The organism is Amycolatopsis nalaikhensis (assembly GCF_030264295.1).
GTDB lineage: Bacteria > Actinomycetota > Actinomycetes > Mycobacteriales > Pseudonocardiaceae > Amycolatopsis > Amycolatopsis nalaikhensis.
Map to the genome: position 1 here is coordinate 10,603,906 of NZ_CP127173.1, position 26,761 is coordinate 10,630,666.

At 71.5% G+C, this 26,761-nt stretch carries 25 protein-coding genes; 9 read left to right on the plus strand and 16 right to left on the minus strand.

Annotated elements, in window-relative coordinates; all coding sequences use genetic code 11:
* Window positions 1–137: 137 nt before the first annotated feature.
* From QP939_RS51430 to QP939_RS51445, 4 genes are all read right to left on the minus strand, one after another.
* Entirely contained in the window at window positions 138–2,357 is a 2,220-nt protein-coding gene (locus QP939_RS51430; RefSeq protein ID WP_285454293.1) for a bifunctional SulP family inorganic anion transporter/carbonic anhydrase, read from the minus strand.
* A 208-nt stretch (window positions 2,358–2,565) separates the two neighbouring features.
* Window positions 2,566–3,846 carry an adenosylmethionine--8-amino-7-oxononanoate transaminase gene (locus QP939_RS51435; RefSeq protein ID WP_285454294.1) on the minus strand — a complete coding sequence of 427 codons (1,281 nt, stop codon included), beginning with the start codon at window positions 3,844–3,846 and terminating at the stop codon, window positions 2,566–2,568.
* A gap of 125 nt (window positions 3,847–3,971) precedes the next feature.
* Window positions 3,972–5,171 carry a cytochrome P450 family protein gene (locus tag QP939_RS51440; protein WP_285454295.1) on the minus strand — a complete coding sequence of 400 codons (1,200 nt, stop codon included), beginning with the start codon at window positions 5,169–5,171 and terminating at the stop codon, window positions 3,972–3,974.
* 22 nt (window positions 5,172–5,193) lie between these two features.
* Window positions 5,194–5,607 carry an SRPBCC family protein gene (locus QP939_RS51445; RefSeq protein ID WP_285454296.1) on the minus strand — a complete coding sequence of 138 codons (414 nt, stop codon included), beginning with the start codon at window positions 5,605–5,607 and terminating at the stop codon, window positions 5,194–5,196.
* 64 nt (window positions 5,608–5,671) lie between these two features.
* Between QP939_RS51445 and QP939_RS51450 the strand changes: the two genes are divergently transcribed.
* Window positions 5,672–6,295, plus strand: coding sequence for a nucleoside/nucleotide kinase family protein (locus QP939_RS51450; RefSeq protein ID WP_285454297.1), 624 nt, complete (start codon window positions 5,672–5,674; stop codon window positions 6,293–6,295).
* Between the two features lie 4 nt (window positions 6,296–6,299).
* Here the strand turns inward: QP939_RS51450 and QP939_RS51455 are convergent, their stop codons facing one another.
* From QP939_RS51455 to QP939_RS51470, 4 genes are all read right to left on the minus strand, one after another.
* On the minus strand, window positions 6,300–7,457 hold the full coding sequence (locus QP939_RS51455) for a glycosyltransferase family 4 protein (protein WP_285454298.1): 1,158 nt from the start codon (window positions 7,455–7,457) through the stop codon (window positions 6,300–6,302).
* A gap of 138 nt (window positions 7,458–7,595) precedes the next feature.
* Window positions 7,596–8,648 carry a C40 family peptidase gene (locus QP939_RS51460; protein ID WP_285454299.1) on the minus strand — a complete coding sequence of 351 codons (1,053 nt, stop codon included), beginning with the start codon at window positions 8,646–8,648 and terminating at the stop codon, window positions 7,596–7,598.
* A gap of 423 nt (window positions 8,649–9,071) precedes the next feature.
* Window positions 9,072–9,329: a hypothetical protein gene (locus tag QP939_RS51465; protein WP_285454300.1), complete on the minus strand. Its 258-nt coding sequence runs from the start codon at window positions 9,327–9,329 to the stop codon at window positions 9,072–9,074.
* 68 nt (window positions 9,330–9,397) lie between these two features.
* Window positions 9,398–10,792, minus strand: coding sequence for an NYN domain-containing protein (locus QP939_RS51470; protein WP_285454301.1), 1,395 nt, complete (start codon window positions 10,790–10,792; stop codon window positions 9,398–9,400).
* Between the two features lie 119 nt (window positions 10,793–10,911).
* On the opposite strand from QP939_RS51470, the gene QP939_RS51475 reads away from it, so the two are divergent.
* Window positions 10,912–12,615, plus strand: coding sequence for a DEDD exonuclease domain-containing protein (locus tag QP939_RS51475; protein ID WP_285454302.1), 1,704 nt, complete (start codon window positions 10,912–10,914; stop codon window positions 12,613–12,615).
* Window positions 12,616–12,655: 40 nt separating this feature from the next.
* Here the strand turns inward: QP939_RS51475 and QP939_RS51480 are convergent, their stop codons facing one another.
* Complete coding sequence (locus QP939_RS51480; RefSeq protein WP_285454303.1) at window positions 12,656–13,561, minus strand: helix-turn-helix domain-containing protein; 906 nt, start codon at window positions 13,559–13,561, stop codon at window positions 12,656–12,658.
* Window positions 13,562–13,605: 44 nt separating this feature from the next.
* Here QP939_RS51480 and QP939_RS51485 point away from each other — a divergent pair, with 44 nt between their 5' ends.
* The gene (locus tag QP939_RS51485; protein WP_285454304.1) at window positions 13,606–14,343 is read left to right on the plus strand and encodes a maleylpyruvate isomerase family mycothiol-dependent enzyme; all 738 of its coding nucleotides are present in this window, start codon (window positions 13,606–13,608) and stop codon (window positions 14,341–14,343) included.
* Window positions 14,344–14,384: 41 nt separating this feature from the next.
* Window positions 14,385–14,666 (plus strand): Lrp/AsnC family transcriptional regulator, encoded by a 282-nt coding sequence (locus QP939_RS51490; RefSeq protein ID WP_020644676.1) that lies wholly within the window; start codon window positions 14,385–14,387, stop codon window positions 14,664–14,666.
* Between the two features lie 66 nt (window positions 14,667–14,732).
* On the opposite strand, the gene qcrB is transcribed toward QP939_RS51490, so the two are convergent.
* The 4 genes from qcrB to ctaE all read right to left on the minus strand — a co-directional run bounded on the left by qcrB (window position 14,733) and on the right by ctaE (window position 19,066).
* Entirely contained in the window at window positions 14,733–16,415 is a 1,683-nt protein-coding gene (gene qcrB / locus QP939_RS51495; protein WP_285454305.1) for a cytochrome bc1 complex cytochrome b subunit, read from the minus strand.
* Window positions 16,412–17,566, minus strand: coding sequence for a cytochrome bc1 complex Rieske iron-sulfur subunit (gene qcrA / locus QP939_RS51500; RefSeq protein ID WP_285454306.1), 1,155 nt, complete (start codon window positions 17,564–17,566; stop codon window positions 16,412–16,414). Before qcrA ends, qcrB begins: the two co-directional genes overlap by 4 nt.
* A complete protein-coding gene (qcrC, locus tag QP939_RS51505) occupies window positions 17,563–18,381 on the minus strand; it encodes a cytochrome bc1 complex diheme cytochrome c subunit (RefSeq protein ID WP_285454307.1) in 819 nt (272 codons plus the stop codon). The genes qcrA and qcrC overlap by 4 nt, the downstream gene beginning before the upstream one ends.
* 61 nt (window positions 18,382–18,442) lie before the next feature.
* Complete coding sequence (gene ctaE, locus QP939_RS51510) at window positions 18,443–19,066, minus strand: aa3-type cytochrome oxidase subunit III (protein ID WP_285454308.1); 624 nt, start codon at window positions 19,064–19,066, stop codon at window positions 18,443–18,445.
* A 95-nt stretch (window positions 19,067–19,161) separates the two neighbouring features.
* On the opposite strand from ctaE, the gene QP939_RS51515 reads away from it, so the two are divergent.
* The 3 genes from QP939_RS51515 to trpD are packed head-to-tail and all read left to right on the plus strand — an operon-like array spanning window position 19,162 to window position 21,081.
* Window positions 19,162–19,575 carry a hypothetical protein gene (locus QP939_RS51515; protein WP_285454309.1) on the plus strand — a complete coding sequence of 138 codons (414 nt, stop codon included), beginning with the start codon at window positions 19,162–19,164 and terminating at the stop codon, window positions 19,573–19,575.
* A 58-nt stretch (window positions 19,576–19,633) separates the two neighbouring features.
* Window positions 19,634–20,041, plus strand: coding sequence for a response regulator (locus QP939_RS51520; RefSeq protein ID WP_285454310.1), 408 nt, complete (start codon window positions 19,634–19,636; stop codon window positions 20,039–20,041).
* A 5-nt stretch (window positions 20,042–20,046) separates the two neighbouring features.
* Window positions 20,047–21,081: an anthranilate phosphoribosyltransferase gene (trpD, locus tag QP939_RS51525; protein ID WP_285454311.1), complete on the plus strand. Its 1,035-nt coding sequence runs from the start codon at window positions 20,047–20,049 to the stop codon at window positions 21,079–21,081.
* On the opposite strand, the gene QP939_RS51530 is transcribed toward trpD, so the two are convergent.
* Entirely contained in the window at window positions 21,074–21,970 is an 897-nt protein-coding gene (locus QP939_RS51530) for a DMT family transporter (RefSeq protein WP_285454312.1), read from the minus strand. The two genes, trpD and QP939_RS51530, sit on opposite strands and share 8 nt — an antisense overlap.
* A gap of 83 nt (window positions 21,971–22,053) precedes the next feature.
* On the opposite strand from QP939_RS51530, the gene QP939_RS51535 reads away from it, so the two are divergent.
* A complete protein-coding gene (locus tag QP939_RS51535; protein WP_285454313.1) occupies window positions 22,054–23,013 on the plus strand; it encodes a GlxA family transcriptional regulator in 960 nt (319 codons plus the stop codon).
* Window positions 23,014–23,096: 83 nt separating this feature from the next.
* On the opposite strand, the gene QP939_RS51540 is transcribed toward QP939_RS51535, so the two are convergent.
* The gene (locus QP939_RS51540; RefSeq protein ID WP_285454314.1) at window positions 23,097–23,516 is read right to left on the minus strand and encodes a cytochrome c oxidase subunit 4; all 420 of its coding nucleotides are present in this window, start codon (window positions 23,514–23,516) and stop codon (window positions 23,097–23,099) included.
* 32 nt (window positions 23,517–23,548) lie between these two features.
* The gene (gene ctaC, locus QP939_RS51545) at window positions 23,549–24,490 is read right to left on the minus strand and encodes an aa3-type cytochrome oxidase subunit II (protein WP_285454315.1); all 942 of its coding nucleotides are present in this window, start codon (window positions 24,488–24,490) and stop codon (window positions 23,549–23,551) included.
* A gap of 276 nt (window positions 24,491–24,766) precedes the next feature.
* On the opposite strand from ctaC, the gene asnB reads away from it, so the two are divergent.
* Window positions 24,767–26,701, plus strand: a complete 1,935-nt coding sequence (asnB, locus tag QP939_RS51550; protein WP_285454316.1) for an asparagine synthase (glutamine-hydrolyzing) — start codon at window positions 24,767–24,769, stop codon at window positions 26,699–26,701.
* Window positions 26,702–26,761: the final 60 nt, after the last annotated feature.

Below are 26,761 nucleotides of genomic sequence, written 5' to 3' on the forward strand. Positions count from 1 at the left end.
GACAGTTGAATCCCGTATTACACAAGGGTTTCCGCTCACCGGCACAAGCGCCCCAATGTGGCCTTGGTTGCGTCTCACGCACCGAAGGCCGCCTTGGTTGCGTCAGACGCACCGAAGGCCACATTGGGGCGCTTCGGTCAGTGCTCGAGGGCGCCCGCCGGGACGAAGCCGCGGGCCGCGTTGTCCAAAAGGGACACCTGGGCCGCGCCGACGTCGAAGTACATCCCGGTCAGCCGGAGCCCGCCGCGGGCCAGCGCCGCTGCCACCACCGGGTAGCCGCGCAGGGTTTCCAGCTGCTGCACGACGTTCTGCAGCGCGAGCTGGTCGGCCTCGGCGGCCGGGCGTTCGCCGTCGAGCAGGAGCGGTGCCTCGCGGCCGCGGCGCCGCAGCGTCGCCTCGCCGTGGCGCAGCCAGCTGCCGAGCTGGTCGAGGCCGTCGGGTGCCTGGCCGAGCAACGCCTTCATCGCGCCGCAGCCGGAATGCCCGCACACCACGATCTCGGCGACGCCGAGCACGCCGACCGCGTACTCGATCGCCGCGCCGACCGACGAGTCCTCGCCGTCCGGCGGCGGCACCAGGTTGCCGATGTTCCGCACGGTGAACAGGTCGCCCGGCCCGCTCGTGGTGATGAGGTTCGGCACGATCCGCGCGTCGCCGCAGGTGATGAACAGCGTGTGCGGCTGCTGGCCGTGCGCGAGGCCGCTCCACGTGTCGCGCAGCAGCGGCGCCGTGCGGCGCTGGAACTCCGAAGCACCGCGGCACAGCAGGGAGCTGGCGGAGCGCTGGGCGGGCAGCACGACGTGCTCGGCCTGCCACTGCGACCACGGCGCGAGCCACCGCGGCACGACGCGCGCGGCGACGCTGCGGCGCACGGTCGGCGCGCCCGAGCGGCCGCGTTCGAACCAGGGGTGCCCGATCTCGTCGACCGTCACCGGCCCGGCGTGCGCCTGCTGCCAGCCGCGCAGGCAGTCGAACGCGGCGTGGTCGAGGTAGTCGACGAGCAGCTCGAGCGTGACTTCGGCGTCCGGGGGCACTTCGGCGAGCACGCGGGTCAGCCGCGGCACCGAGAGGAACGTCAGCGCGCCTTCGATGACGACGCGGTGGCGCTCGCCGTCGCGTTCGACGTGGATGCCGGAGAAGATCATCCGCCGCAGCATCAGCGCGAGCGCCAGCAGGATCCCGGCCGCAACGCCGGTGAGCAGGTTGACGGCGACCGCCCCGAGGAGCGTGACGGCGTACACCGGCAGGTCGCCGTGGCGGCGGACTTCCTTGAGCCCGTTGAGGTTCACCAGCTTCGTCCCGACGTACACCAGCAGCGCCGCGAGCGCGGCCAGCGGGATCAGCCGCAGCACGCCGGTGAGCAGGAGGCAGGCGGCGAGGATCCAGGCGCAGTGCAGGATCGCCGAGAGCCGGGTGCGCGCGCCCGCCTCGTAGTTGGTCATGCTGCGCACGATGACGCCGGTGACCGGGAACCCGCCGAGCGCGCCGGCGGCGACGTTCGCCGCGCCCTGCCCGACGAGCTCGCGGTCGAGGTCGGTGCGCGGGCCGCCGCGCAGCTTGTCGACCGAGACGGCCGAGAGCAGGCTCTCCAGGCCGGCGATCAGCGCGATGGTGAGCGCGGCGGCGGCGAACCCGCCCCAGCCGCCGTCGGGCAGCCGCGGCACGACGAGCAGGGCGGGCAGCCCGGCCGGGAGGTCGACGCGCGGCAGGGTCAGGCCCGCCGCGACGGAGAGACCGGTGGCCAGCGCGACGGCGGCCAGCGGCCCGGGCACCCGGCGGACGGCTTTCGGCAGCCGCGGCCACGCCAGCAGCACCGCGAGGGTGACCACGCCGATCAGCACGGCCTGGTCGTGGTGCGCGGCGATCCGCGCGGGCAGCGCGAGGACGTTGGCGAGCGCGGAGCCCTGCGCGGTGCCGCCGAGCACGACGTGCAGCTGGCCGAGCACGAGCGTGACGCCGATGCCGGCGAGCAGGCCGTGCACGATGGCGGGCGACACGGCGAGGGCGGCGCGGGCGGCCCTGGTGAGGCCGAAGAGGATCTGCAGCAGGCCGGCGGCGACGGTGATCGCGCAGGTGACCGGCCAGCCGTGGGTGGCGATCGTGTCGGCCAGGACCACGGTGAGAGCGGCGGAGGGTCCGCTGACCTGCAGCGGCGATCCGCCGAAGAGACTCGCGACCAGCCCGCCGACGACGGCGGAGATCAGGCCCGAGAGCAGCGGCGCCCCGGCGGCGAAGGCCACGCCGAGGGACAGGGGGACGGCGACGAGGAAGACGACTATCGACGCGAGGACGTCGTGCTTGAGGTTCTGCAGGAAGGGCGGTCCGGTGTCGTGTTCACCACGAACGATCTCGATCATGGGGGCAGGATCGCGGAAACGGGGCGAAAAGTCCGCTATGCAAGCATTTCTCGCGTTTGGTCCGGCACGCGATCAGCCCGCCGGGCCCGGCTTTTCACACTTGCCGCCTCCGCCGTTCGCGTGGTGATGATCTTCGACCGCGACGGAGTGCGACGATGAGGCCCCTTCGGGTCTCGGTGTGCGCGTGGTCACACCCGATGTGCTGAATTCAGGCCTTGGCGGCGACCGCGAGCATCGCCCCGGTGATCACGGCGAGGTCCTCGTCGGTGGAAACGTAGGGCGGCATGGCGTAGACGAGGTCCCGGAAGGGCCGCAGCCAGGCACCGTGCTCGGTGACGACGTCGGTCGCGACGCCCATGTCGACCGGGTGGTCGAGCTGCAGCACACCGATGCCGCCGAGCACGCGCACGTCGGCGACGGCGGGCAGGTCGCGCGCCGTCGCCAGGCCGTCGAGCAGGCCCTTCTCCAGGCGGGCGACGTCCTGGCGCCAGCTGCCGTCGGCGAGGAGGCCGAGCGAGGCGTTGGCGACCGCCGAGGCGAGGGGGTTGCCCATGAACGTCGGCCCGTGGGCCAGCACGGGCAGGGCGCCGCGCGAGATGCCGTCGGCGACCTCGGGGGTGCACAGTGTGGCCGCCATGCTGAGGTAGCCGCCGGTGAGCGCCTTGCCGAGGCACAGCACGTCGGGGGTGACGCTCGCGTGGTCGGCGGCGAAGAGGGCACCGGTGCGGCCGAAGCCGGTGGCGATCTCGTCGAAGATCAGCAGGACGTCGTGCGCCTCGGTCAGTTCGCGCAGGGCGCGCAGGTAGGCGGGGTGGTGGAACCGCATGCCCCCGGCACCCTGCACGACGGGCTCGACGATGACGGCGGCGAGTTCCCCGGCGTGCTCACCGATCGCGGCCGCAAGAGTGTCCATATAGGACTGATCGGGCGGGGTGTCGAAGCCGGAGGGCGGCGCGGGCACGAAGACCTGTTCGGGCAGAACGCCGCGCCACAGCGAGTGCATGCCGCCGTCGGGGTCGCACACGCTCATCGGCGTGAAGGTGTCGCCGTGGTAGCCGCCACGCCAGGTGAGCAGCTTCCGCTTGGCGTCCATGCCCCGCGAACGCTGGTACTGCAGGCACATCTTGGCGGCGACCTCGACGGAGACGGAGCCGGAGTCGCAGAGGAAGACGTGCTCGAGACCGTCGGGCGTCAGGTCGACGAGGGTCTTGGCCAAGGTGATGGCCGGTTCGTGGGTGAGGCCACCGAACATGACGTGGCTCATCCGCCCGGCTTGCGCGGCGAGCGCGGCGTCGAGGACGGGGTGCCGATAGCCGTGGATGGCCGACCACCAGGAGGACATGCCGTCGACGAGTTCGCGGCCGTCGGCGAGCTTCAGCCGGACGCCGTCCGCTTCGGTGACCAGCAGGGAAGGCACCTTCGCGGGCATGGGCGCGTAGGGGTGCCAGACGTGCTGGGCGTCGAGGGCGAGCATGTCGGCGGAGTCCATCCGCCGATTAAAACACCGGCCCGCGCGCCTGGATCGGGGGTGGTGCGCAGGTCACACGCTCCCGTGCCGCTCGTGAGTGGGAAACAGGGTTAGAACACTGTTTCCCACTCACGAGCGCGCGGGCGTCACAGGCGGACCGGCAGGGCCTCCAAGCCGTGCACCAGGGAACTCGGCCGGTAGACCAGCTCATCCGGCTTGGCGTCCAAAGCCAACCCCGGGAACCGCGCCAGCAACCCACCCAACGCGATCTCCGCCTCCAGCCGGGCCAGCGGCGCGCCAACGCAGTAGTGGATCCCGTGCCCGAACGCCAAATGCCCGCCAGCCGCACGCGTGATGTCGAGGCGGTCCGGCTCCGGGTAGCGCTCCTCGTCGCGATTCGCGCCCAGCAGCGAGACCAGCACGAACTCGCCCTCCGGGATCGTCACGCCGCCCACCTCCACCGGCTCCGCCGTGAACCGCAGCGTGGCCAGGTGGATCGGGCCGTCGAAGCGGAGGAACTCCTCGACCGCGTTCGGCAGCAACGACGGGTCACTTCGCAGCAACGCCAGCTGCTCCGGCTCGCGCAGCAACGCCAGCACGCCGTTCGCGATCAGGTTGACCGTCGTCTCGTGGCCGGCCACCAGCAGCAGGAACGCCATCGACACCAGCTCGGCCTCGGACAGCGAATCGCCGTCGTCGCTCGCGTGGACCAGGTCCGACAGCAGGTCCTCGGCCGGCTCGGTCCGCTTCTGCGCGATCAGGTCCGTCAAGTACGCGAACATGTTCTGCGCCGCCGCCTGCATCGCCTCCGGTGTCGACGAGCTCAGCAGCGTCTTGGACCACTCGGAGAACTCCGTGCGGTCCGCCGCGCGCACGCCGAGCAGCTCGCAGATCACCGTGATCGGCAACGGCGCGGCGAACGACGCCAGCAGGTCGGCCCGCTCCCGCCCGGCCAGCCCGTCGAGCAGCTCCGCGGTGATCTCCTCCACCCGCGGCCGCAGCCGGGCGACGGTCCGGGCCGTGAACGCCTTGTTCACCAGCTTCCGCAACCGCGTGTGGTCCGGCGGGTCGGAGTTGAGCATGTGGAAGCTCAGGTCCTGGCCCACGCCGCCCTGCGCCGGCTCGCCGGACGGCAGCTTCGCCTCGAACAACGCGCGGGCGCGCCCGCTGTCCTTGCTCAGCCGCGGGTCGGCCAGCAGCAGCCGGGCCTCGGCGAAGCCGGTCACCAGGTAGCACGGCAGCCCGCGCGGCATCTTCGCGCGGCGCACCGGCCCCTCCGCGCGCAGCAGCTCCGCCAGCAGGTGCGGGTCCTGCGCGAAGTCTTCCGCCACTTCGTAAGTCGTCATTCCGCCCCCAGGTGGTCCCGCGTCAGCGTTCGGCGAGTGCCGCCACCACGCGCTCGGTCACGTCCTGCCAGTATGCCCGTTGTTCCTCGCGTTCTTCCGCTCCGGAAAGCCATTCCTGGTGGAACCGCAGCGTGGTCTTCGCCCCCGAGCCGCTGAGGCGCACCTGCACCGTCGAGTCGTGGTCCCAGTCGCTCGGCCGCCACGTGAGCCGCACGCGGTCGCCTTCGGCGTAGCCGCGGATCTCGCCGACCGTGCCGTTCGCCGTCTCGTACTCCGCGCCCTTCTCCCGCGGCAGCTCGACGCCGGGGCCGAGCCAGATCGCGACGCCCTCCCGGCTGACCAGGAAGTCCCAGACCGTTTCCGCCGGGTACGGCAGGGTCCGCGAAACCCCGATGTTCCAGCCGACATCGGCGGTCTTCCCCACTGAAGAAGTCATGCCCGCATCCTCCCACCGGGGTACGACAAAACCGGGCGGTGGCCCGGGGGCAGGATGGGAAACCGTGCGCTACCGCCCCATTTCCCCGGCCGCGCTGGCCGAAGAGCTGACCGAACGCGTCGACGCGCTCACCGAGCGCCGACGGATCGCGGTCGCGATCGACGGCGCGGCGGGTGCGACGGAAACCACAGAACTCGCCGACGCCCTGGTCGATCCCCTGCGCCTGCGCGGACGGGCGGCGCTGCGCGTGTCGGCGCGCGACTTCCTGCGCCCCGCGTCGCTGCGCTTTGAGCACGGCCGCACGAACCCCGACGCCCGCTACACCGAATGGCTCGACCTCGGCGCGCTCCGCCGCGAAGTCCTCGACCCCTTGGGCGAGAACGGCTCCGGCGAAGTCCTGCCTTCGCTGTGGGACGCCGAACGCGACCGCGCCACCCGCGCCGAGCGCGTGCCGGTCCCCGAAGGCGGGGTCGTGGTCCTCGACGGCGAGCTGCTGCTCGGCGCGGGACTGGCCTTCGACCTGGCCGTGCACCTGTGGCTGTCCCCCGCCGCGCTGCGCCGCCGCGTGCCGGACACCTGGGCCGTCCCGGCGTACGAGCGCTACGAGGCGGAAGTCGACCCCAGCGCGCTCGCCGACGTCGTCGTGCGCGTCGACGATCCCCGCCACCCGGCGCTCTACACGCCGTGAGCGCCTAGCGGACGACGGCCACCGGTTCGCCGTCCAGCAGGCCGGACAGTCGCTCGGCCATGACGTCCCAGCGCCAGTTCTCGGTCACCCAGGTGCGGCCGGCCTCGCCCATCCGCCGCGCCCGCACCGGGTCCGCCAGCAGGCTGGCGAGGGTCTCGGCGAGCTGGTCGACGTCCCGGCCCTCGACGACGTGCCCGGTGACCTCGTCGAGCACCGCCTCCGGCGCGCCACCCGAGTTGCCCGCCACCACCGGCAAACCGGTCGCCGAAGCCTCCAGGTAGACGATGCCGAGCCCTTCGACGTCGAGCCCCTTGCCGCGTGTGCGGGCGGGCATGGCGAAGACGTCGCCCGCGGCGTAGTGGGCGGGTAGCTCGGCCCACGGCACCGACCCGGTGAGCACGACGTCGCGCTCCAGGCCGAGGTCACCGACCAGCGCGGCCAGTTTCTTGCGGTACGGACCGCCGCCGACGATCAGCAGCGCCGCGTCCGGCACGCGCTCGCGGATCCGCGGCAGGGCCCGGATCAGCTGGTCCTGACCTTTGCGGGGGACCAACCGGGACACGCACACCACGGTCGGCCGGTCGCCGAGGCCGTGCCGGGCGCGGATTTCCTCGCGGGCACCGGGATCGGGCCGGAACAGCTCGGTGTCCACACCGGACGGCAGCAGCTCCAGCCCGGCCATCGGGCCGAACGCCGCCGCGAACCGGCCGCGCGTGTAGCGGCTGACGTAGGTGACGACGTCGGCGGTGTCGCCGATGCGGCGCAGCGCCTGCCGCGAGCCGGGGAGCATGGACCAGCCGACCTCGTGGCCGTGCGTGGACGCCACCACGCGCCGCGCCCCGGCCTGGCGCAACGGGTGCCCCAGCAGCGCGAGCGGCGCGGCCGCGCCGAACCAGACGGCTTCGCAGTCCCGCGCGCGCATGATCTGCTTCGCGCGGCGCAGCACGTCCGGCGTCGGCAGCATCAGCGACGTCGGGTGCCGGACGACCTCGAACGGCGCCTCGGCGTCGAACTCTTCGTGCGACCCCGTCCGCGACTCCCACGACGGCGCGTAGACGACCAGGTCGTCCGCCGGCAGCCGGGTGGCCAGCGAGTTCAGGTAGTTCTGGATCCCGCCGGGCCGCGGCGGAAAGTCGTTGGTCACGAGCAGGGTCTTGAGCACGCCCCCGAGGCTAGCGGCAGCCCACTCTTCGTTCGGGGGCCCGGGTGGCGAAGCCCCCGGCCCGAGGCGGAGCCTCGGATGACACGGCGAAGGGGCGGCACCGCGTGTGCGGTACCGCCCCTCCGGACGCTGCTCGGGTCACGACGTCGGGCGTCGCGCCCCCGCGTACTGGCTCTGCAGCGGCGAGATCTTCACGACGTCGCCGGTGTCGGGCGCGTGCACCATCTTGCCGTCGCCGAGGTACATGCCGACGTGCGAGACGGGCGAGTAGTAGAACACGAGGTCGCCCGGCTGCAGCTGGTCGCGCGGCACCGCGGCGCCGAACGTGGACTGCTCGCGGCTCGACCGCGGGAGGGTGATGCCCGCCTGCTTGTAGGCCCACAGCATCAGGCCGGAGCAGTCGAACGTGCTCGGCCCGGTGGCACCCCACTTGTACGGGCTGCCGAGCTTGCTCAGCGCCGCGTCCAGCGCGGTCTGGGCGGCCGCGGTGGGGGCCTTGAGGCCGGGCGCGGAACCGCCGCGGTCGTTCTGGGCGGCCTTGTCGAGCGCGCTCAGGTTCTTGTTGGCCGCCTTCAGCTGCTCGATCTGGTCGTCGAGCGTCTTCTGCTTGGCCTTGATGTCGTCGGTCAGCTTCGCCGCGGCGTCGCGCGCGTCCTGCGCCCGCTTCGCGGCGTCGGCGGCCTTGTTGGCGGCATCGGTGGCCTGCTGGACGGCGCCGGTGAGGTTGCCCATCGCGCCGTTCTTCTCGGTCGCGATGACCTCGAGCGCCGACGAGCGGTCCAGGAAGTCCTGGGTCGAGGTGCCCGCCAGCAGCGCGGACAGCTTGTTCAGCTGGACGCCGCTGGTGAACGACGCGCCGGCGAACTTGTCGACCTCGGCCTGGTACTTCTTCTGGTTGCCTTCGGCGGCCAGAGCCTGGTCCTTCGCCGCGTTGACGTCGTTGGTGGCCTTGTCGAGCTCACCCTGCTTGGCCTTCAGGTCGTCCTGGGCCTTGAGCAGGTCTTCGTTGAGCTTTTCGGCCTGCGCCGCGAGATCGCGGTACTGGGCGAGGGCGTCCGAGCCGGTGGGCGGGGCCTGGAGGACGGGGACGGGGGCGGCGGTGGCCGTCGGCTGGGCGATGGTGACGAGGGTGATCACCGAAGCCGCCGCGAGGGCACCTGAAACCACGCGCCTAACTGGATGCGACTGCACGGTCGCGCGGGTCTCCTTTGCGTCTCGGCCGCCGTCGGGGACCGGGGCACGAAGAGGCCGGGGAGTCCTCTTCGCCGCTGTCCCCACCGCTTCGGGGCTGCTTCGACCGCAACAGGTGAAGCAAAGCGGTGGTGTTCCGGTTCCCAGCTTCCCGACAAAGCTGCGTCCGGCGGCGATCTCGCGTCGCCGCCTCATCGACGGCCGGGGGCCACGAGATCTCGGACAGGTTACGAAAAGACCGCCACCGCGTCCACCACCTCCCGGCCAAAAACTCTCCGTAGCGCCCGGAAACACCATCGGACCAGCCATGGAGAAAACCTGTGACGGGCGTTACACGCTGGGGATATTCCCGACCACCTTTCGACTACCGACCGTTCACCCGATCCGATCGACCTTTCGGCGCGCCGACACGAAACGGGCGTGTCAGGCGGTCCGCTCGGCCGGTCCCTCGACCAGGCGCAGCCGCGGCACCATCCCCGCTTCGGCGAGCGCGGCCACGGCGCGGCGCTCGTCGGCGTCCCAGACGACGGCGGGCGGCGCGCCGAGCAGCACGGTCACCACGCAGTCGTGGCAGGAGATGCCGCGCACGACGCAGCGGTCGCAGTCGACGACCAGGTTTTCGATGTCCTCGACGGAAATGTGCGAGACGTCCACTTCGGACAGCTCGGGGGTGTCGCTCATGTGGTCCTCCTCACTCCGGAACCGATTCGAGGAGGACGGTAGGCGACACCACCGACAATTTCCGGCGGTCAGACCCGCGACAGGCGGCTGACCAGCACCGATGACGGCGTCGGGTGCGCCCCGCCGCTCCGCACCGAGTCCGCGACCGCGCGGTCGGACGTCGCGACGACCATGGGCCGCCCGGCGGGCTCGGCCGCGACGAGGTTGCGGATCACGTCGTCCGCCAGCACCCCGCGGTCGGAGAAGAGCACCCGCACCCCGCGCGGCACGGAAGCCGGGACCGAAAGCACGCCCGCGCCGTCGAACACGACCGTGACCTCGGCGGACGTGCGCGCGGCCAGCGCGGAGAGCTGGTGGATCAGCCGGTCGCGCTGGTCGGCCAGCGCCAGCTCCGGGTAGCCGGTCTTGGTGACGTTGTAGCCGTCGACGATCAGGTGCACGTTGGGCAGGGCGAGGTAGCGGTCCAAGGTGGACACGTCGGCGATCTTGCCGCCCTGGCCGGTGCCGGTGCTGGCCCCGCGCACCATGTCCGCGGGCCGGGCGCCCCGCGCGCCGAGGGCGAGCTCGCGGCGCAGGCCGGTGACCGCGCCGTCGATCGTGTCGATGAGCAGGGCGAGACGCACTTCGTCGGCTTCGCGGGCCTCACGCGCGGACTGGCGCGCGATTTCGGCGTCGGCGACGGCGCGTTCGGCCCGCACGCGCTCGCTGGCCACCCGCTGCCGTTCCCGCTCCAGCTGGGCGTTCAGGGCCGCGATCTCGTCCGTACGGGCCGCGGCCCCGCGTTCGGCCTCGGCGGACGCCGCCTGGGCCGCGTCCTTCGCCTGGCGCAGCTGGACGCCTTGTTCGCGAAGACGCTTCAGGAGCTTCTCGACTTCGCCCTCGCGCTCCCCACGGGCGTTCTCGGCGGCTTCTTTGGCTTCGGCGAGCTCGGCGCGGACCTGCGCGAGCTCGGTTTCGAGGCGCTGGGCGCGGGCGAGGGCCGCGTCGCGCTCGGCGCGCAGGGCGTTCTCCTCGGCGTTCTTCGCGACGAGCCGGACGCGCCCGGCCGCCCCGGACTCCCCGAGCAGGACGGCCGCGGCCGCGGCGGCGACGGAATCGGCCGCGTTGGGGTCGAGGGCGTCGGTGCGGTGCTCGCGCAGCCATTCGATGACGGCCGTGCGGAACTGCGAAGACTCGCCGAGCGAGGTGAGCAGCGCGGCGCCGCCCAGCTTGGCGCGCTTGGCGGGGGCGAACTTGGCGACCGGCCGCAGCTGCCGCGGCACGTCGGTGGCGGGCAGCTTGGCGACGGCGGCCGCGGCCAGCTCGGCGATGCGGTCGCGGACCGGCTCGGGCAGGGCGGGCCAGGTCGCGGGGTCGGGCCGCTCGCCGTCGGCGGGCTCCCCGGCAGGCTCCGGGCGCGGCGCGACACCCGAGGGACCGACGGGTTCCTCGGGCGGCTCCGGCACGAGCGGCTGCGGGTGCATTGGTCCAGGGTAGGCCCCACCCCCGCAGTCCGCCCCGCGCGCCACACGGACCGCGTCCCGACCTGCGGCCCCGGCGGGCGCGCCGGAAACTGTCGGTGGTCGCCTCTACTGTCTCGCACATGCGTTCGGTCCAGGCACAGCTCGCGTTCGACGAGCTCGGAACTCCGTTGCGGGACACCACTTTCGTCGTGTTCGACCTCGAGACGACCGGGGCGGCGCCGGGCGCGCGGGGCATCACGGAGATAGGCGCGGTGAAGGTCCGCGCGGGCGAGGTGCTGGGCGAGTTCGCGACGCTGGTGAACCCGGGCGAGCCGATCCCGCCGCAGATCGTGTCGCTGACGGGGATCACCCAGGCGATGGTCTACGACGCGCCGCCGATCGAGGAGGTGCTGCCGGCGTTCCTCGAGTTCATCGGGGGTGCGGTGCTCGTGGCGCACAACTCGGGGTTCGACACGTCCCACATGCGGGCGGCGTGCGAGGCCCACGGGTACGTGTGGCCGAAGCTGACGGTGGTGTGCACGGTGCGGCTGGCGCGCCGGGTGGTGCCCCGCGACGAGGTGGGCCGGTACAACCTGACGGCGCTGGCGTTGCTGTTCGGCGCGCGCACCCGCCCGACGCACCGGGCGCTGGACGACGCGCGCGCGACGGTCGACGTGCTGCACGGGCTGCTGGAGCGCGTCGGCAACCTGGGCGTCCATTCGCTCGAGGAGCTGATGGGGTACCTGCCGGAGGTGACGGACGCGCAGCGCGCGAAGCGGCACCTGGCGGCGGACCTGCCGTCGGCACCGGGGGTGTACTTGTTCAAGGGGCCGAAGGAGGAGGTCCTGTACGTCGGCACGGCGAAGGACCTGCGGCGCCGGGTGCGGACGTACTTCACGGGTTCGGAGGGGCGGAGCCGGATCCGCGAGATGGTGGCCCTGGCCGAGCGCGTCGACCACGTGGTGTGCGCGCACGCGCTGGAGGCGGAGGTCCGCGAGCTGAGGCTGATCGCGGCCCACCGGCCGGCGTACAACCGCCGGTCGAAGAACCGGCACCAGGGCTGGTGGGTCGGGCTGACCGAGGAGGCGTTCCCGAGGCTGTCGGTGGTGAGGCTGCCCCGCCCGGGCGTGCTGGGCCCGTTCCGCAACCAGGCGGACGCCCGCGCGACGGCGGACACCCTGGCGGGGGCGTCGGGGCTGCGGACGTGCACGCAGCGGATCTCACCGCGTTCCCCGAACGGGACCCCGTGTGTGCTGGCGGAGCTGGGGAGGTGCGGGGCGCCGTGCGCGGGCAGGCAGAGCGTGGAGGCGTACGGCCCGGCGGTGGAGTCGGTGTCGAGGTTGATCGCGGGGTACGACGGAGGCCCCCTGCACACGGCGGCGGCCCAGGTCGAGCGCCTGGCGGCGGGCCAGCACTTCGAGCAGGCGGCACGGCACCGCGACGAGCTGGCGGGGTTGATCCGGGCGTTGGGCCGGGCGCACCGGCAGGCGTCGCTGGCTTCGATCGGCGAGCTGATCGCGGCGGGGCCGGACGGTTCGGGGGGTTGGGAGCTGTCGGTGATCCGGTACGGGAGGCTGGCGTCGGCGGGCGTGGCTCGGCGCGGGGTCCCGCCGATGCCGGTGGTGGAGGCTTTGGTCGCCTCCGCGGAGACGGTGTTGCCGGAGCCGGGGCCGTTGAACGGGGCTCCGCCGGAGGAGGTGGGGGTGTTGTTGCGGTGGCTGGCTCGGCCGGGGGTGCGGTTGGTCCGGACTACACGGCCTTGGGCGGAGCCTGCCGCGGTGGCCGGGTGGCAGGGGTGGCTGGATTTGGTGGCCAGTGCGCATTCGCTGGAGCACGTGGGCTGAGGGGTTTCCGGGCAGATCCGTGGCGCTCAGCCGATCGTCCTCAGGCGACCGAGGCGTCCAGCGCGTCCAGCAGCCAGGTGTGCGTCACGCCCATCGGCGCGGCCTCCCCACTGACCTCCCCCACCAACCCCCAATACCGCCGCAGCTTCGCCCCGCGATCAGCCGCCGTCCGCCGGTTCAACGCCCGGCGGAACTCCGGCGTGTCCTCTGTCCCCCACGCCGCCGCGTGCGCGGCCACGAACCGGTCCAACGCCTCCCCCGGCGCAGGCCGCACACCAGCCGTCACCTGGGGAAACGCCAGCTCGCACGCCGCCGCGACCGAGGCGTGCAAAGCGCCCAGGTCCGCGATCCGGTCATGCCCCACCAGCGTGCTCTCCCGCACCTGAACCGCGAACCCCCGGTCACCGGCCAGCAGCACCAACGACGCGTACGCGACCACCTGCCCCGGCGTCGGCTGCTCAGGCGGCACAGGCGCACTGACCTCGAGAAACATCCGCACGGTCTCCGACGGCAGCGGCCCTGAGGTCATCGGCCGCCACAACCGGACCAACGTCTCGTGCGCCGAATACCCGTCCGAAACCGCCGACAGCAGCTCGAGCCGCGCCGCCCGGTCCGCCGGGGCCGAATCCTCCACCGCGCGCAACACCGACCGTCGCCAGGCCAGCGTCGCCACCTCGCGGTCGAGTGCCGCCCGCTCGGCCGCCACCGCCTCGTCCAACGACCGGCGGCCCGCCAGGACCTCCGTGATCGACCTCAACCCCAAACCCAGCCCGCGCAGGCGCCGGACCAGCGTCAGCCGGTCCACCGCTGCCCCGTCGAACCGGCGGTGCCCTCCCACGCTGCGCGCGGGCTCCAGGAGTCCCTCGTCGCAGTAGAACCTGATCGTGCGGACCGGCACGCCCGTGCGGGTCGCCAGGTCGCCGATCCCGAGTGTGTCTCCGGTCACCTTCCGTCGAACCTCCAGCCAGGTGGAGTTCCTACCGTACGACCATGGACATCGCACGACTCGCCGAGGGACTGCACCACCACACCGCCGCACTGGCCCGGACCGTGGCCGGCGCCGACCCCGACGCCCCCGTCCCCACCTGCCCGGACTGGCCGCTGCGGGTGCTCGTCGGCCACGTCGGCCAGGCCCACCGCTGGTCCGCCGGCAACGTCCGGACCGGCCCCACCCCCGTTCCCGACCCCCTCGACGCCGACCCCGGCACCCCCGACAAGTGGTCCGACTGGCTGCTCCAGGGCGCCGAAGACCTCACCGACGCGGTCCGCGCCTCCGGGGACACGCCCGTCTGGACGTTCTTCGGCCCGCAGCCCGCGACCTTCTGGCTCCGCCGGATGCTCCACGACACCACCATTCACCACGCCGACGCCGCCATCGCCACGAACGCCGCCTTCGCCGTCGAACCGGACCTGGCGGCCGACGCCGTCAGCGAGTGGCTGGAGGTGCTCTCCGACCCCGTCACGGCGAGCTTCCGCCCCGGCTTCGCCGAACTGTGCGGCACCGGCCAAACCCTTCAGCTGAAGCCCGACGACGGCGAGGGCTGGCTCGTCACCCGCGCCCCCGACCGCGTCCGGTGGACCCGGGCCACCGCCGACGCCGACGTCACCCTGGCCGGCCCGCTCCAGGACCTGCTGCTGGTCTTCACGCGCCGCCTGCCCCTGGACCGCGTCTCGGTCGGCGGCGACCGCGCCTTGGCCGAGCACTGGCTGGCCCACACGGCGGCCTAGGATCACCGGCGACACCCGCAGACAAGTCTTGGAGGACCCAGGTGATCACCGCGATCGTGTTGATCCAGGTAGAAGCGGACGCTATCCCGGACGCGGCGCAGGCGATCGCCGACATCGAGGGCGTCGGCGAGGTCTACTCGTGCGCCGGGGACGTCGACCTCATCGCCACCGTCAAGGTGTCCGCGCACGAGGAGCTGGCGGACCTCATCCCCGGCCGGATCGGGAAGGTGCCGGGCGTGCTGGACACGGTCACGCACATCGCCTTCCGGTCCTACTCCCGCGCCGACACCGAGTCGGCCTTCGCCATCGGCGTCGAGGACTGACCGAGGCCCCTCCGAAACGACCGAAGGCCACCTCCCGCGGGAGGTGGCCTTCGTCGTGTGCGGAACTCAGTGGTCCGAGCGCTTGGCGGCCTCGGCCGTCTCGATGCTCTCGAACTCGCCCGGCTCGCCCTGGGTGACCGAGTGGCCGTTGCCGTGCCCGTTGCCCTGGGCCCGCTGCAGCGCGGCGGTCTCCTCGGCCGGGTCCGGCGACCAGAACGTGCCCGGCACGGCCTGACCGGCCGAGCCCAGCTTGTTCATCTTCTTCGGCACGGACGCGCCCTGGTACTCCAGCGGGATCGCGTGGCCGTGGCTGTCGACGCCGGCCAGCGGCTGGTGGATCTCGATGAACTCACCGTGCGGCAGCCGCTTGATGATGCCCGTCTCGACGCCGTGCTCCAGCACCTCGCGGTCGGCCCGCTGCAGGCCCAGGCAGATGCGGTAGGTGAAGTAGTACGCCAGCGGCGGCACGATCAGGACGCCGATGCGGCCCGCCCACGTCGTCGCGTTCAGCGAGATGTCGAACTGGTCGGCGATGATGTCGTTGAAGCCGGACAGCTCGATGACCATGAAGAAGCCCAGCGCCATCGCGCCCAGCGCCGTGCGGACCGGGGTGTCCCGGGGCCGCTGGAGCAGGTTGTGGTGCGCGGTGTCCTTGGACAGCTTCCGCTCGATGAACGGGTAGCCCAGCAGCAGGCCGAACAGGATCGGCATGCCGATCGCGCCGGGGAAGAACACCGCCGGGATCGTGTAGTTCCCGAGGTAGACCTCCCAGGCGGGCCAGATCCGGAGCATGCCGTCGGCCCAGGCCATGTACCAGTCGGGCTGCGAGCCCGCCGACACCTGCGCCGGGTTGTACGGGCCGAAGTTCCACACCGGGTTGATCTGGAACAGGCCCGACATCAGCGCCAGCACGCCGACGACCAGGGTGAAGAACGCCCCGCCCTTGAGCGCGAAGTACGGCATGATCCGGACGCCGACGACGTTGGTCTCCTTGCGGCGCACGCCCGGGAACTGCGTGTGCTTCTGGTACCAGACCAGCGCCAGGTGCGCGCCGACCAGGGCGAGCATGATGCCCGGCAGCAGCAGGATGTGCAGCGTGTACAGGCGCGGGATGATCTGGTCGCCGGGGAACTCCCCGCCGAACAGCGCCCAGTGGATCCAGGTGCCGATCACCGGCACCGAGAGCACGATGCCCGACAGCGTCGCGCGGATACCGGTACCGGAGAGCAGGTCGTCCGGCAGCGAGTAGCCGAAGAAGCCCTCGAAGCAGCCCAGGATCAGCAGCAGGCCGCCGATCACCCAGTTGGCCTCACGCGGGCGCCGGAACGCGCCGGTGAAGAAGATGCGCAGCATGTGCACGGCCATGGACGCGACGAAGATCAGCGCCGCCCAGTGGTGCAGCTGCCGCATGAACAGGCCGCCGCGCACGTCGAAGGACAGGTCCAGCGTCGTGCGGAAGGCCTGCGACATCTCCAGGCCCTGCATGTTCTTGAAGCTGCCGTGGTAGACGACCTCCTGCATGGAGGGGTCGAAGAACAGCGTCAGGTACACGCCGGTCAGCAGCAGGATGATGAAGCTGTAGAGCGCGATCTCGCCCAGCAGGAACGACCAGTGGGTCGGGAACACCTTGTTCATCTGGTGCCGCAGGCCCTTGGCCAGGTGGTACCGCTGGTCGGCGTTGTTCGCGGCGTCGCCCAGCGCCTTTTCGACCGGGCTCGACCCCTTGGTCGGCGTGGTGAGTGAACTCATGACTTACGCTCCCAAAAGGCCGGACCGATGGCCTCGATGAAGTCGCCTCGCGCGATCAAGTATCCCTCTTCGTCCACCGTGATCGGTAGCTGGGCCAGCGGACGGGTCGCCGGGCCGAAAATCGGCTTGGCGTAGTGCAGGGCGTCGAACTGCGACTGGTGGCACGGGCACAGGATGCGGTTGGTCCGCTGCTCGTACAGGGAGGTCGGGCAGCCGACGTGGCTGCAGATCTTCGTGTACGCGTAGTAATCGCCGAAGTTGAAGTCCTCCTGGCCGGCCCGCTTGACCACCTTGGCGGCGTCGGTCGGGCGCAGGCGGATCAGCATGACCGGGTTGTCGACACGGGTCAGCGCCGCGGCCAGCTTCTCCGGGTCGCCCTTTTCGGACTCGCGGTACGGGAAGACGGTCTCCATCGCGCCGGCGTCGAGGTCCTCGGCCTTGACCAGGCTGACCTCTTCGCCCTCCTCCAGCGGCTTGCCGGTGTTGCGGCGCAGGTAGACCTTCTCGCCGGGGAAGTTCGGCTGCCAGCCGGTGTGCCAGAGCGACTCGCGGGTCTCGGTGTTCTTCCAGGGGTTCTTGATGAACGACGCGAGCGGCAGCGCGGCGGCGGCCAGGCCCAGGGCACCGGCGCCGGCGATGGCCGAGCGCTTGATCAGCGAGCGGCGGGCGATGGTGCTGCGGTTCCCGGCGTCGGCCAGGTGCGCCAGGATCGTCTGGCGGTCGACCTCGGCCGAGCCGTTGCCCTCGCCGTCGTGGCGCTCCTGCACCGCGACCTCGGCGGGCACGAACTTCTTCGTGTACAGGATCACGCCGATGCCGAGGCCGAGGATGGCCAGGCCGAGCGTGATGCCGAGCATCGGGGTGTAGAGGCTGTACCAGAAGTGGCCGCTCTCGTTGTCCGGCGCCTCGTACTGCCACGGCCACCAGATCAGCGAGACGACGAACCCGATACCGGCCAGCGCGGACAGGCCGAACCAGAACGCCACCAGGCGCTCGGCGCGACGCTCCGCCCGCGTGCCCTCCACGGGCCACGGGGTCGGGTACTCGACGATCTCGACGCCGTCGAGCTGACCGCCCAGCTTGAGCAGCTGGTCCCGGTCCATCTCAGCCAGCTCCGCCTCCGTCGGCGGCTTAGGCCCCTCGGCACTCATGCCTTCGATCCAATCCACAACGTCACGCCGATCAGCGCGGCGATCCCGACGATAAAGGCGATGACGCCCTCCGAAGCGGGGCCGACCCCGCCGAGGCCGTTACCACCCGGGTCATTGTTGCCGTCCGACACCGACTTCACGTAGGCGACGATGTCCTTCTTCTCCTCCGGCGACAGCTGCCGGTCGGAGAACTTCGGCATGTTCTGGGGGCCGGTGAGCATGGCGGTGTAGATCTGCTCTTCGCTGGCCGGGTCCAGGTTCGGCGCGTACTTGCCGGCGGACAGCGCGCCACCGCGGCCGGTGAAGTTGTGGCACGACGCGCAGTTGAGGCGGAACAGCTCGCCACCGCGGGCCGGGTCGGAGCCGCGCAGGGCCTCGCCCTTCTCGGCGGGCCGCTGGACGCCGCCGCCGTGCGCCTGGATGTAGGCGCCGACCGCGTCGATCTCCGACTCGGTCAGCTTCGGCGGCTTCCGCTCGACCTGCGCCTCCTGGCGCGCGGCGGGCATGCGGCCCGAAGAAGTCTGGAAGTACACCGCGGCGTCGCCGATGCCGATCAGGCTCGGCCCGCGGTCCTGCACGCCCTCGAGGTTGGCGCCGTGGCAGGCGATGCAGGTGTTGTTGTAGACCTGCTCGCCCTGGCGCAGCTGCGCCGGGGTGCCCTGGGCCTGCGCGGTCTGCGGCTCGGGGGCGAACACGGCGTACAGGGCGCCGGCACCCACCAGCGCGATACCGAGCGCGAGCAGGCCGGCGAACCGCCTCCGCAGCTTCGACCGCGCGCGGTAGCGGCGCTCCGACGATTTGGTGCTGGTGGTCATCTTGCGGCAACCCTTGCTGTCAGTTCAGGCCGATGGTGAAGGTGGTGGCGGCTGGTGCGACCTACGGAAGGAGGTAGATCACACCGAAGAGGCCGACCCACACGATGTCGACGAAGTGCCAGTAGTAGGACACGACGATCGCCGACGTGGCCTGGGCGGGGGTGAACTTGCTCAGCTTGGTGCGGATGAGCAGGTACACGAAGGCGATGAGCCCGCCGATGACGTGCAGGCCGTGGAACCCGGTCGCGAGGTAGAAGACCGTGCCGAACGGGCCGGACGGGATCGTCATCCCCTCTTCCACCAGGTTGTGGTACTCGTTGGCCTGGCCGGCGACGAAGATCGCGCCCATGATCAACGTGATGATGTACCAGCGGCGCAGGCCGTAGACGTCACCGCGCTCGGCGGCGAACACGCCGAACTGGCAGGTCAGCGAGGACGCCACGAGGATGATCGTGAACGGGACCGCGTAGCCCACGTTGAGCTCGAACGCCTCGCCGTGCAGCGGCGGCGGCCACTGGCCGGAGGAGTTCTGCGCCTTGACGGTGAAGAACATCGCGAACAGTCCGGCGAAGAACATCAGCTCGCTGGAAAGCCACACGATGGTGCCGACACTGACCATGTTCGGCCGGTTCAGCGAGTGGACCCGCTGACTGATGGTGGGAGCTGCCGTTGTCACGCGTCGCATTATGTCCTCTCGCGCCGCCGCTCCGCCGGGTGGGTCCACGGCGAGCCGTCTGCGTAACCGATCACACCGGATGCCCGGGAAGGTGAGAGCTACTCATGAGTTTGGTGAACCGCCTGCTCAAGCTGGTCAAGAGGCACGAAACGCCTGCTCTCGGGCCCGACGACCCCGGCCTGGCGATCGTCGCCGAGGCCTTCGACCCGGCCGTCGCGGACTCGGCCGTCCTCGCCGGTTCACCCGCATGGGTCGCCGCGGCACCGGCCGTCCTGCGGCACCACCTGCTCCTGCCGCCGGACCGGCTCGCCGAGGCGGCGTCGATCCTCGCCCAGGACGGCTATGAGCTGCGAGAACAGTCCCCCTCGGGCGAGCTGACGTCGGTGCTCGCGGTGCGCGTCCAGGTGCTCGACGCCCTGCACTGCGCCCAGGAACGGTCGCGGATGGCGGGCCTGGCGCAACGATTGGGCGGCGACGCGCTGGGCTGGGACGCGCTCCAGCCGGAGCCGACCGCGTGATGTCGGTCTCGGCCGATACGATCGGGGCGCGAGACGTGACGAGACGGAGGCGTGCTCAATGGGCGAGGCGATGCGGGTCCTGGTGTTCAGCCACAAGCCGGAGGTGCGCGAGGCGATCGTGAACGCCGTCGGCCGTCGCCCGGCGGCGGACCTGGGGCGCGTGGAGTACGTCGAGGCGGCGGGCATCGCCGACGTGCTGTCCGAGGTGGACGAAGGCAACGTCGACCTGGCGATCCTCGACGGCGAGGCGCAGCCGACCGGCGGCATCGGCCTCTGCCGCCAGCTCAAGAGCGAGATCGCCGATTGCCCCCCGATCGTGGTCGCGGTGCGGCGCAAGGACGACCGGTGGCTGGCGACGTGGTCGCAGGCGGACGCCGTGCTGGTGCACCCGCTGGACCCGCTGACCGCCGCGGAGACCGTCGCCGACGTGCTGCGCGCGCGACGGGTCCCCGTCGTGAACGGCTGAGCCCGGTGACCACCCCGGTCCCCCGCACCTGGCCACCCCTGCTCAAGCAGCTCGTCGCCCGCGTCGACCTGTCCGAAGAGGACACGGCGTGGGCGATGGACCAGATCATGAGCGGCGCGGCGAGCCCGGCCCGGATCGCCGGGTTCGCGGTGGCGCTGCGCGCCAAGGGCGAGACGCCCGAGGAGATCGCCGGGATGGCGGCCACGATGCTGGCGCACGCCCGGAAGGTCGAGCTGGACCGGCCGGCCGTCGACATCGTCGGCACCGGCGGTGACGGCTCGAACTCGGTGAACATCTCGACGATGGCGACGATCGTCACGGCGGCCGCCGGCGCGCCGGTGGCCAAGCACGGCAACCGCAGCGCGTCGTCGAAGTCCGGCGCGGCCGACGTCCTCGAGGCGCTCGGCGTCACGATCAGCCTGCCGCCGGAGGACGTCCGGCGCAGCCTCGCCGAGGTCGGCATCGGGTTCTTCCTCGCGTCGGCGTTCCACCCGGCGCTGCGCCACGCGGGCCCGGTCCGCAGCGAGCTCGGCATCCCGACGACGTTCAACCTGCTCGGCCCGCTGACCAACCCGGCCCAGCCGGGCAGCGCGCTGATCGGCTGCGCGTACGAGGACAAGACGCACGTGCTGGCGGAAGTGTTCGCCCGCCGCGGCACGACCGCGCTGGTGGTCCGCGGCGACGACGGCCTCGACGAGATCACCACGACCACGACGTCGTCGGTCTGGGTGGTCACCGGCGGCGCCGTCACCCGGCGCACCCTGGACCCGGCCGAGCTGGGCATCCCCCGCGCGACGGCCGACGACCTCCGCGGCGGGGACGCGGCGGCCAACGCCGAGGTGGTCCGCGAGCTGGTGGGCGGCAAGGCGGGCCCGGTCCGCGACGCCGTCCTGATCAACGCGGCGGCGGCGCTGGCGGCCTTCACGGGCTTCTCCGGGTCTCTCGAGGACGATCTGCGCGCGGGCCTGGCCCGCGCGGCCGAGGCGATCGACTCCGGGGCCGCGGCGGCCATGCTGGACCGCTGGATCGCCTTCAGCTGACCGCTTCCCGCACCGGTTCCGGAGCCGGACGGCGGCCGCGCTGGGGTGCCAGTGCGGCCGCGAGGACCGCGAGCATGCCCAGCGCCTCGGGCCAGCTCGGGCGGTGGCCGTAGAAGGCGATGTCGACCAGCACCGCGACCACCGGGTACAGGTAGGACAGCAGCGCCACCGTCGTGGTCGGCAGCTTGCCGATGCTGGCGTACATCAGCACGTACATCAGTGCCGTGTGGACGGTGCCGAGCAGGACCAGCCACAGCAGCCCCGACGGCGTCGCGGGCAACGGCGTGACGAACAGCACGGGCGCCAGCACGACCGCGCCCACGGTCGTCTGCACGGCGGCGAGCAGGTGCGGGCGGATGTGCTTCAGCTGCTTCGCGACGAAGGACGCGCCCGCGTAGAGCACCGCGGCCCCGAGCGCGAGGCCGATTCCGGCGAGCTGCACGGGTTTGCCGTCTTCGCCGTGGGCCGAGAACGAGATCAACGCCACACCGCCGAACGCGATCCCGGCCCGAGCCAGGTGGCTCTTGGCCACCTTCTCGCCGAGGAAGGCCGCGGCCAAGCCGACCAGGATGAGCGGCTGGGTGTGGTAGACGACCGTGCTGACCGAGATCGACGACAGCGCGTACGAGGCGAACAGCAGCACCCAGTTGCCGACCAGGAACAGCCCGCCGAGCACGGCCAGCCCGAGGTCGCGCCGGGACGGCCGCCACGACTGCAGCCAGCCGCGGGAGAGGCACCAGATGACCAGCAATGCGCCGCCGACGAAGCAGCGGGCGAACGCGACGGCGGGGGCGGCCGCGCCGCTCTCGAGGACGACCGCGCCGATCGTGCCGGACATCGCCATCGCCGCGGACCACTGCAGCAGCGGGCGGGTTTCGGAGTTCGTCATGCCGACCAGGTTCGTCGCGTCGGCGTCGAGCGACCAGTGTCAGAGATGACAACGGCCGCAAAACTTGTGACACACTGGCGGTCGTGGACGTCAACCGGGTCGCGGTGGTGCTCGCCGACCGCGTTTCGCCGTTCGAGCTGGGCGTCGCGTGCGAGGTGTTCGGCACCGACCGCAGCGCGGACGGCATCGAGGGCTGGGACTTCGCCGTGTGCTCGCCGGACGGCGGCGCGGTCGAGAGCTGGTCGGGCTTCGGGCTGTCCGGCCTGAAGGACCTGGACCACGCGGCGACGGCGGACCTGCTGATCGTCCCGACGTGCGCGCCCCGGACGGCGCCGCCGCCGGAGCCCGTGCTGGAGGTCCTGCGGGACGCGGCCGGGCGCGGGGCGTGGGTCGCGGGGTTCTGCGCGGGCGTGTTCACGCTGGGCTACGCGGGCCTCCTGGACGGCCGCCGCTGCACGGTCCACTGGGTGTACGAGGCGGAGTTCCGCTCACGGTTCCCGGCAGCTCTCGTCGACCCCCAAGCCCTCTACGCCGACGACGGCGGCATCCTGACCAGCGCGGGCACGGTGGCGGCGGTCGACCTGTGCCTGCACCTGGTCCGGCGCCTGCGCGGCGTCACGGCGGCCACGACGCTGGCCCGGCGGATGGTCGCGGCCCCGCACCGTGCCGGCGGGCAGGCCCAGTTCGTCCAGGCCCCGGTCCCGGCGACGGCGGCGCCCGACGACGCGGTGGTCGCGGAGGCCCTGGAGTGGGTGGAGCGGCGGCTCGACCAGCCGTTCACGGTGGCGGAGCTGGCCCGCCGCAGCGGGCTGGGCGAGCGCACGTTCCTGCGCCGCTTCTCGGCCGCGACGGGCACGACGCCGCACCGCTGGCTCACCGAGCGACGGCTGGACCGCGCTCAGGCGCTGCTGGAGGAGGGCCGCTTGTCGGTCGAGGACATCGCGACGGCCTGCGGATACGCGTCCGCGGCCGCGTTGCGGCACCAGTTCAGCCGGCTCCGCGGGACGAGCCCGTCGTCCTACCGCACGGCCTTCCGCGGCTGAAGGGGACGTTCAGCGCATCTGACGCACTGAAGGGGACTTTCCTCGCATCAGATGCCAGGAAAGTCCCCTTCAGCGCACTTGGTTCAGTCGTGCGACGGGCCCGTGTGGTACTCGAACACCAGGCCGCCGATCGTGATGAGCAGCGCGACCAGGGCGATCACCAGCAGCCAGATGTGGAAGAACGCCAGTGCCACGGCCGCGAGCGCCGCGGTGGCCGCCATGCCGACCGGCCAGTAGCTGCCCGGGCTGAAGAAGCCCAGCTCACCGGCACCGTCGCTGATCTCGGCGTCCTCGCGGTCCTCCGGGCGCGGCTCGATGCGGCGGGCGACGAACTGCATGTAGCTGCCCGCCAGGAACGCCAGGCCACCGGTGAGGAAGAGCGCGACGATGCCCACCGGCTCGGCGCCGTGGGTGGCGGCCAGCGCGGTCCACACCCAGTACACGCCGGCCATGAACACGGCGAAGATCGCCACGATGAAGAAGATGCGGGCTTCGACCTTCATGGTCTGTTCCTACTCCTGTTGTCGCCGGGGCGTCAGTTGGACGCCGTCCGCGCCGTGCGGTCGGTGTTGAACGGCTGGGTGGTCACCGCGTGCGGGGTGCACAGCTCGCCGCAGTTCATCTTCGCCAGCGCTTCGGACGCGGTGAACGACTGGCCGGTGGCCGGGTTCGTCTGCTTGCGCAGCGCGATGTACTGGTCGTACTTGTCCGGCGACAGGGCGCGGACCTCGAAGTTCATCACCGAGTGGTACGTGCCGCACAGCTCCGCGCACCGGCCGACGAAGGAGCCTTCGCGGTCGATCGTGTTCTGGAAGGAGCTGTCCTGGTTGTTCTTGTCCGGGTTCGGCATGACGTCCCGCTTGAAGTGGAACTCCGGCACCCAGAAGGAGTGGATGACGTCGGTGGAGATCAGGTCGTACTCGATCACCTTGCCGACCGGCAGCACCAGCAGCGGGATCTCGCCGGACGAGCCGACGGTGCTGACCTGCTGCCCGTCCGCCTTCTTGGCGCTCTCGTCCTCGTACTTGAACTCCCAGTTCCACTGGAAGGCGACGACCTGGACCTTGACGTCCGGGTTCGGGATCTTGTCCAGGACCTTCGACTCCGTCGTCGCGGTGAAGAAGAACAGGACGCAGACCATGATCGTCGGGACGACGACCGTGAACAGCTCGAGCGGGATGTTGTACTGGAACTGCCGGGGCAGCTCCTCCGGCTCGCCGTCGGCGGTCTTCTTCTTCCGGTGGAACGTCGCGGTCCAGAAGATCAGACCCCACACGATGGCGCCCACGACCAGCGCGGCCACCACGGTCCAGGTCCACAGCGTGCGCATCTGGTCGGCCTGGTGCGTGACGCCCACCGGCCAGCCGAACCGCAGGATCTCGTCGCCGGAGCAGCCCGTCGCGGTCAGCGCGACCAGCACGGCCAGCGCGGCGACGCGCACGGTCCGCTTCCCCAGGGTGCGCTTGGGTTGTCCCACTGCGCCTCGCCCTTTCACCCAGAGCCTCCTACGACCGATCTTTGTGACAGCCGGACTCTAGCCGAGTTGGCCCGCTCCGCTGACTAAGGGGTAACTGATGAGGATTATTCAGCCGTCGGTCGGCGCGAGCCTCGCTTGGCATGAGGGCGCTCGGATCCGCAGCGCCGACCTAGGCCGAATAACCCTCAGTCGACGCGCGTGTTACTCGCCACGGCCTGCCCGGCATACTGGGCTCTTCCCCAGCCCGGTGAAGACCCCGAAGGTGTGTGAGTACCCGTGTGCGGCCTGCTTGGACTGATCTGCGCGACCGAGACCGGTGCGGCGAACGCGCGTGACGCCGTCGGCGCGGCCATGCGCTGCCAGCGCCACCGCGGCCCCGACGAGCAGGACACCTGGGCCGACGCCGAGGTCGTCTACGGCTTCAACCGGCTCGCGTTCATCGACGTCGAGCACGCGCACCAGCCGCTGGTCTGGGGCCCGCCGGAGGCGCCCGGCCGGTACACGATGAACTTCAACGGCGAGATCTACAACTACCGTGAGCTGCGGGAAGAGCTCGCGGAGAAGTACGGCGCGAAGTTCGAGACCGAGGGCGACGGCGAGGCCATCGTCGCGGGCTTCCACTACCTGGGCGCCGACTGGGTGAAGCGGCTGCGCGGGATGTTCGCCTTCATGATCTGGGACTCGCAGGAGAAGCGGGTCTTCGGCGCGCGCGACCCGTTCGGCATCAAGCCGCTGTTCTACTCGGCCGGGCCCGGCGGGGTGGCGTTCTCCAGCGAGAAGAAGAGCCTGCTGGAGCTCTCGGACGTCCTCGGCGTCGCGCAGGAGCTGGACCGCACGGCCCTGCAGCACTACCTGGTCCTGCAGTACGTGCCCGAGCCCGAGTCGCTGCACACCGCGATCCGCCGCGTCGAGTCCGGCACGTCGTTCGAGGTGGTGCCCGGCGGTGCGGTGAAGTTCACGCGCTACTTCCACCCGCAGTTCAGCGCGAAGCCGGTCAACGGGCCTGGTGAGGCCGAAGAGCTGTACCAGCGGATCGCCGATGTGATGCGCGACTCGGTCGGCAAGCACATGATTTCCGACCCGGACGTCACGGTCGGCGCGTTCCTGTCGGGCGGCATCGACTCGACGGCCACCGCGACGCTGGCCAAGGAGCACAACCCGAACCTGATCGCGTTCACCACCGGGTTCGAGCGCGAGGGCTACTCCGAGGTCGACGTCGCCGCCGAGTCGGCCGCGGCGATCGGCGTGAAGCACGTGGTCCGGACGGTGTCGGCGGACGAAATGATGGAGGTCCTGCCGCTCATCGTCTGGTACCTCGACGACCCGGTGGCCGACCCGGCGCTGGTCCCGCTGTGGTTCATCGCCCGCGAGGCCCGCAAGCACGTCAAGGCGGTGCTGTCCGGCGAGGGCGCGGACGAGCTGTTCGGCGGCTACACGATCTACAACGAGCCGATCTCGCTGGCACCGTTCGAGAAGATCCCGGGCGGCATGCGCAAGCTCATCGGCAAGGTCTCGACGAAGATCCCCGAGGGCACCCGCGGCAAGGACCTGCTGCGCCGAGGCGCACTACCGCTGGAGGACCGCTACTACGGCAACGCCCGCAACTTCCGCGACGACCAGCTGCGTCAGGTACTGCGGACCTACCAGGAGGGCGTCGGCTTCAAGGACGTCACGGCGCCCTGGTACGACGTCTCGCGCGGCTGGGACCCGGTGGCCCGCATGCAGCACGTCGACCTCTACACGTGGCTGCGCGGCGACATCCTGGTCAAGGCCGACAAGGTGACCATGGCGAACTCGCTGGAACTGCGGGTGCCGTTCCTCGACGCCGAGGTGTTCAAGGTCGCGGCGTCGATCCCGCTGGACCAGAAGCTGGCCCACGGCACGACGAAGTACGCGCTGCGCCAGGCCTTGGCGAAGATCATCCCGGCCCACGTGCTGAACCGGCGCAAGCTCGGCTTCCCGGTGCCGATCCGGCTGTGGCTGCGCAACGAGATGTACGACTGGGCCCGCGGCATCATCTCGGACTCGAAGACCGAGGAGCTGCTGGACAAGAAGGCGATCCTGGCGCTGCTGGAGGAGCACAAGGCGGGCCAGCTCGACCGCAGCCGCCAGCTGTGGGCGCTGATCGTGTTCATGCTGTGGCACGGCATCTTCGTCGAGCACCGCATCAAGCCCGAGATCCCCGAGCCGGTGTACCCGGTCAAGCTCTGACCCGCACGTCGTGAGTGTTTAGGGCGGTTAGAACCGCCCTAAACACTCACGACCGGCGTG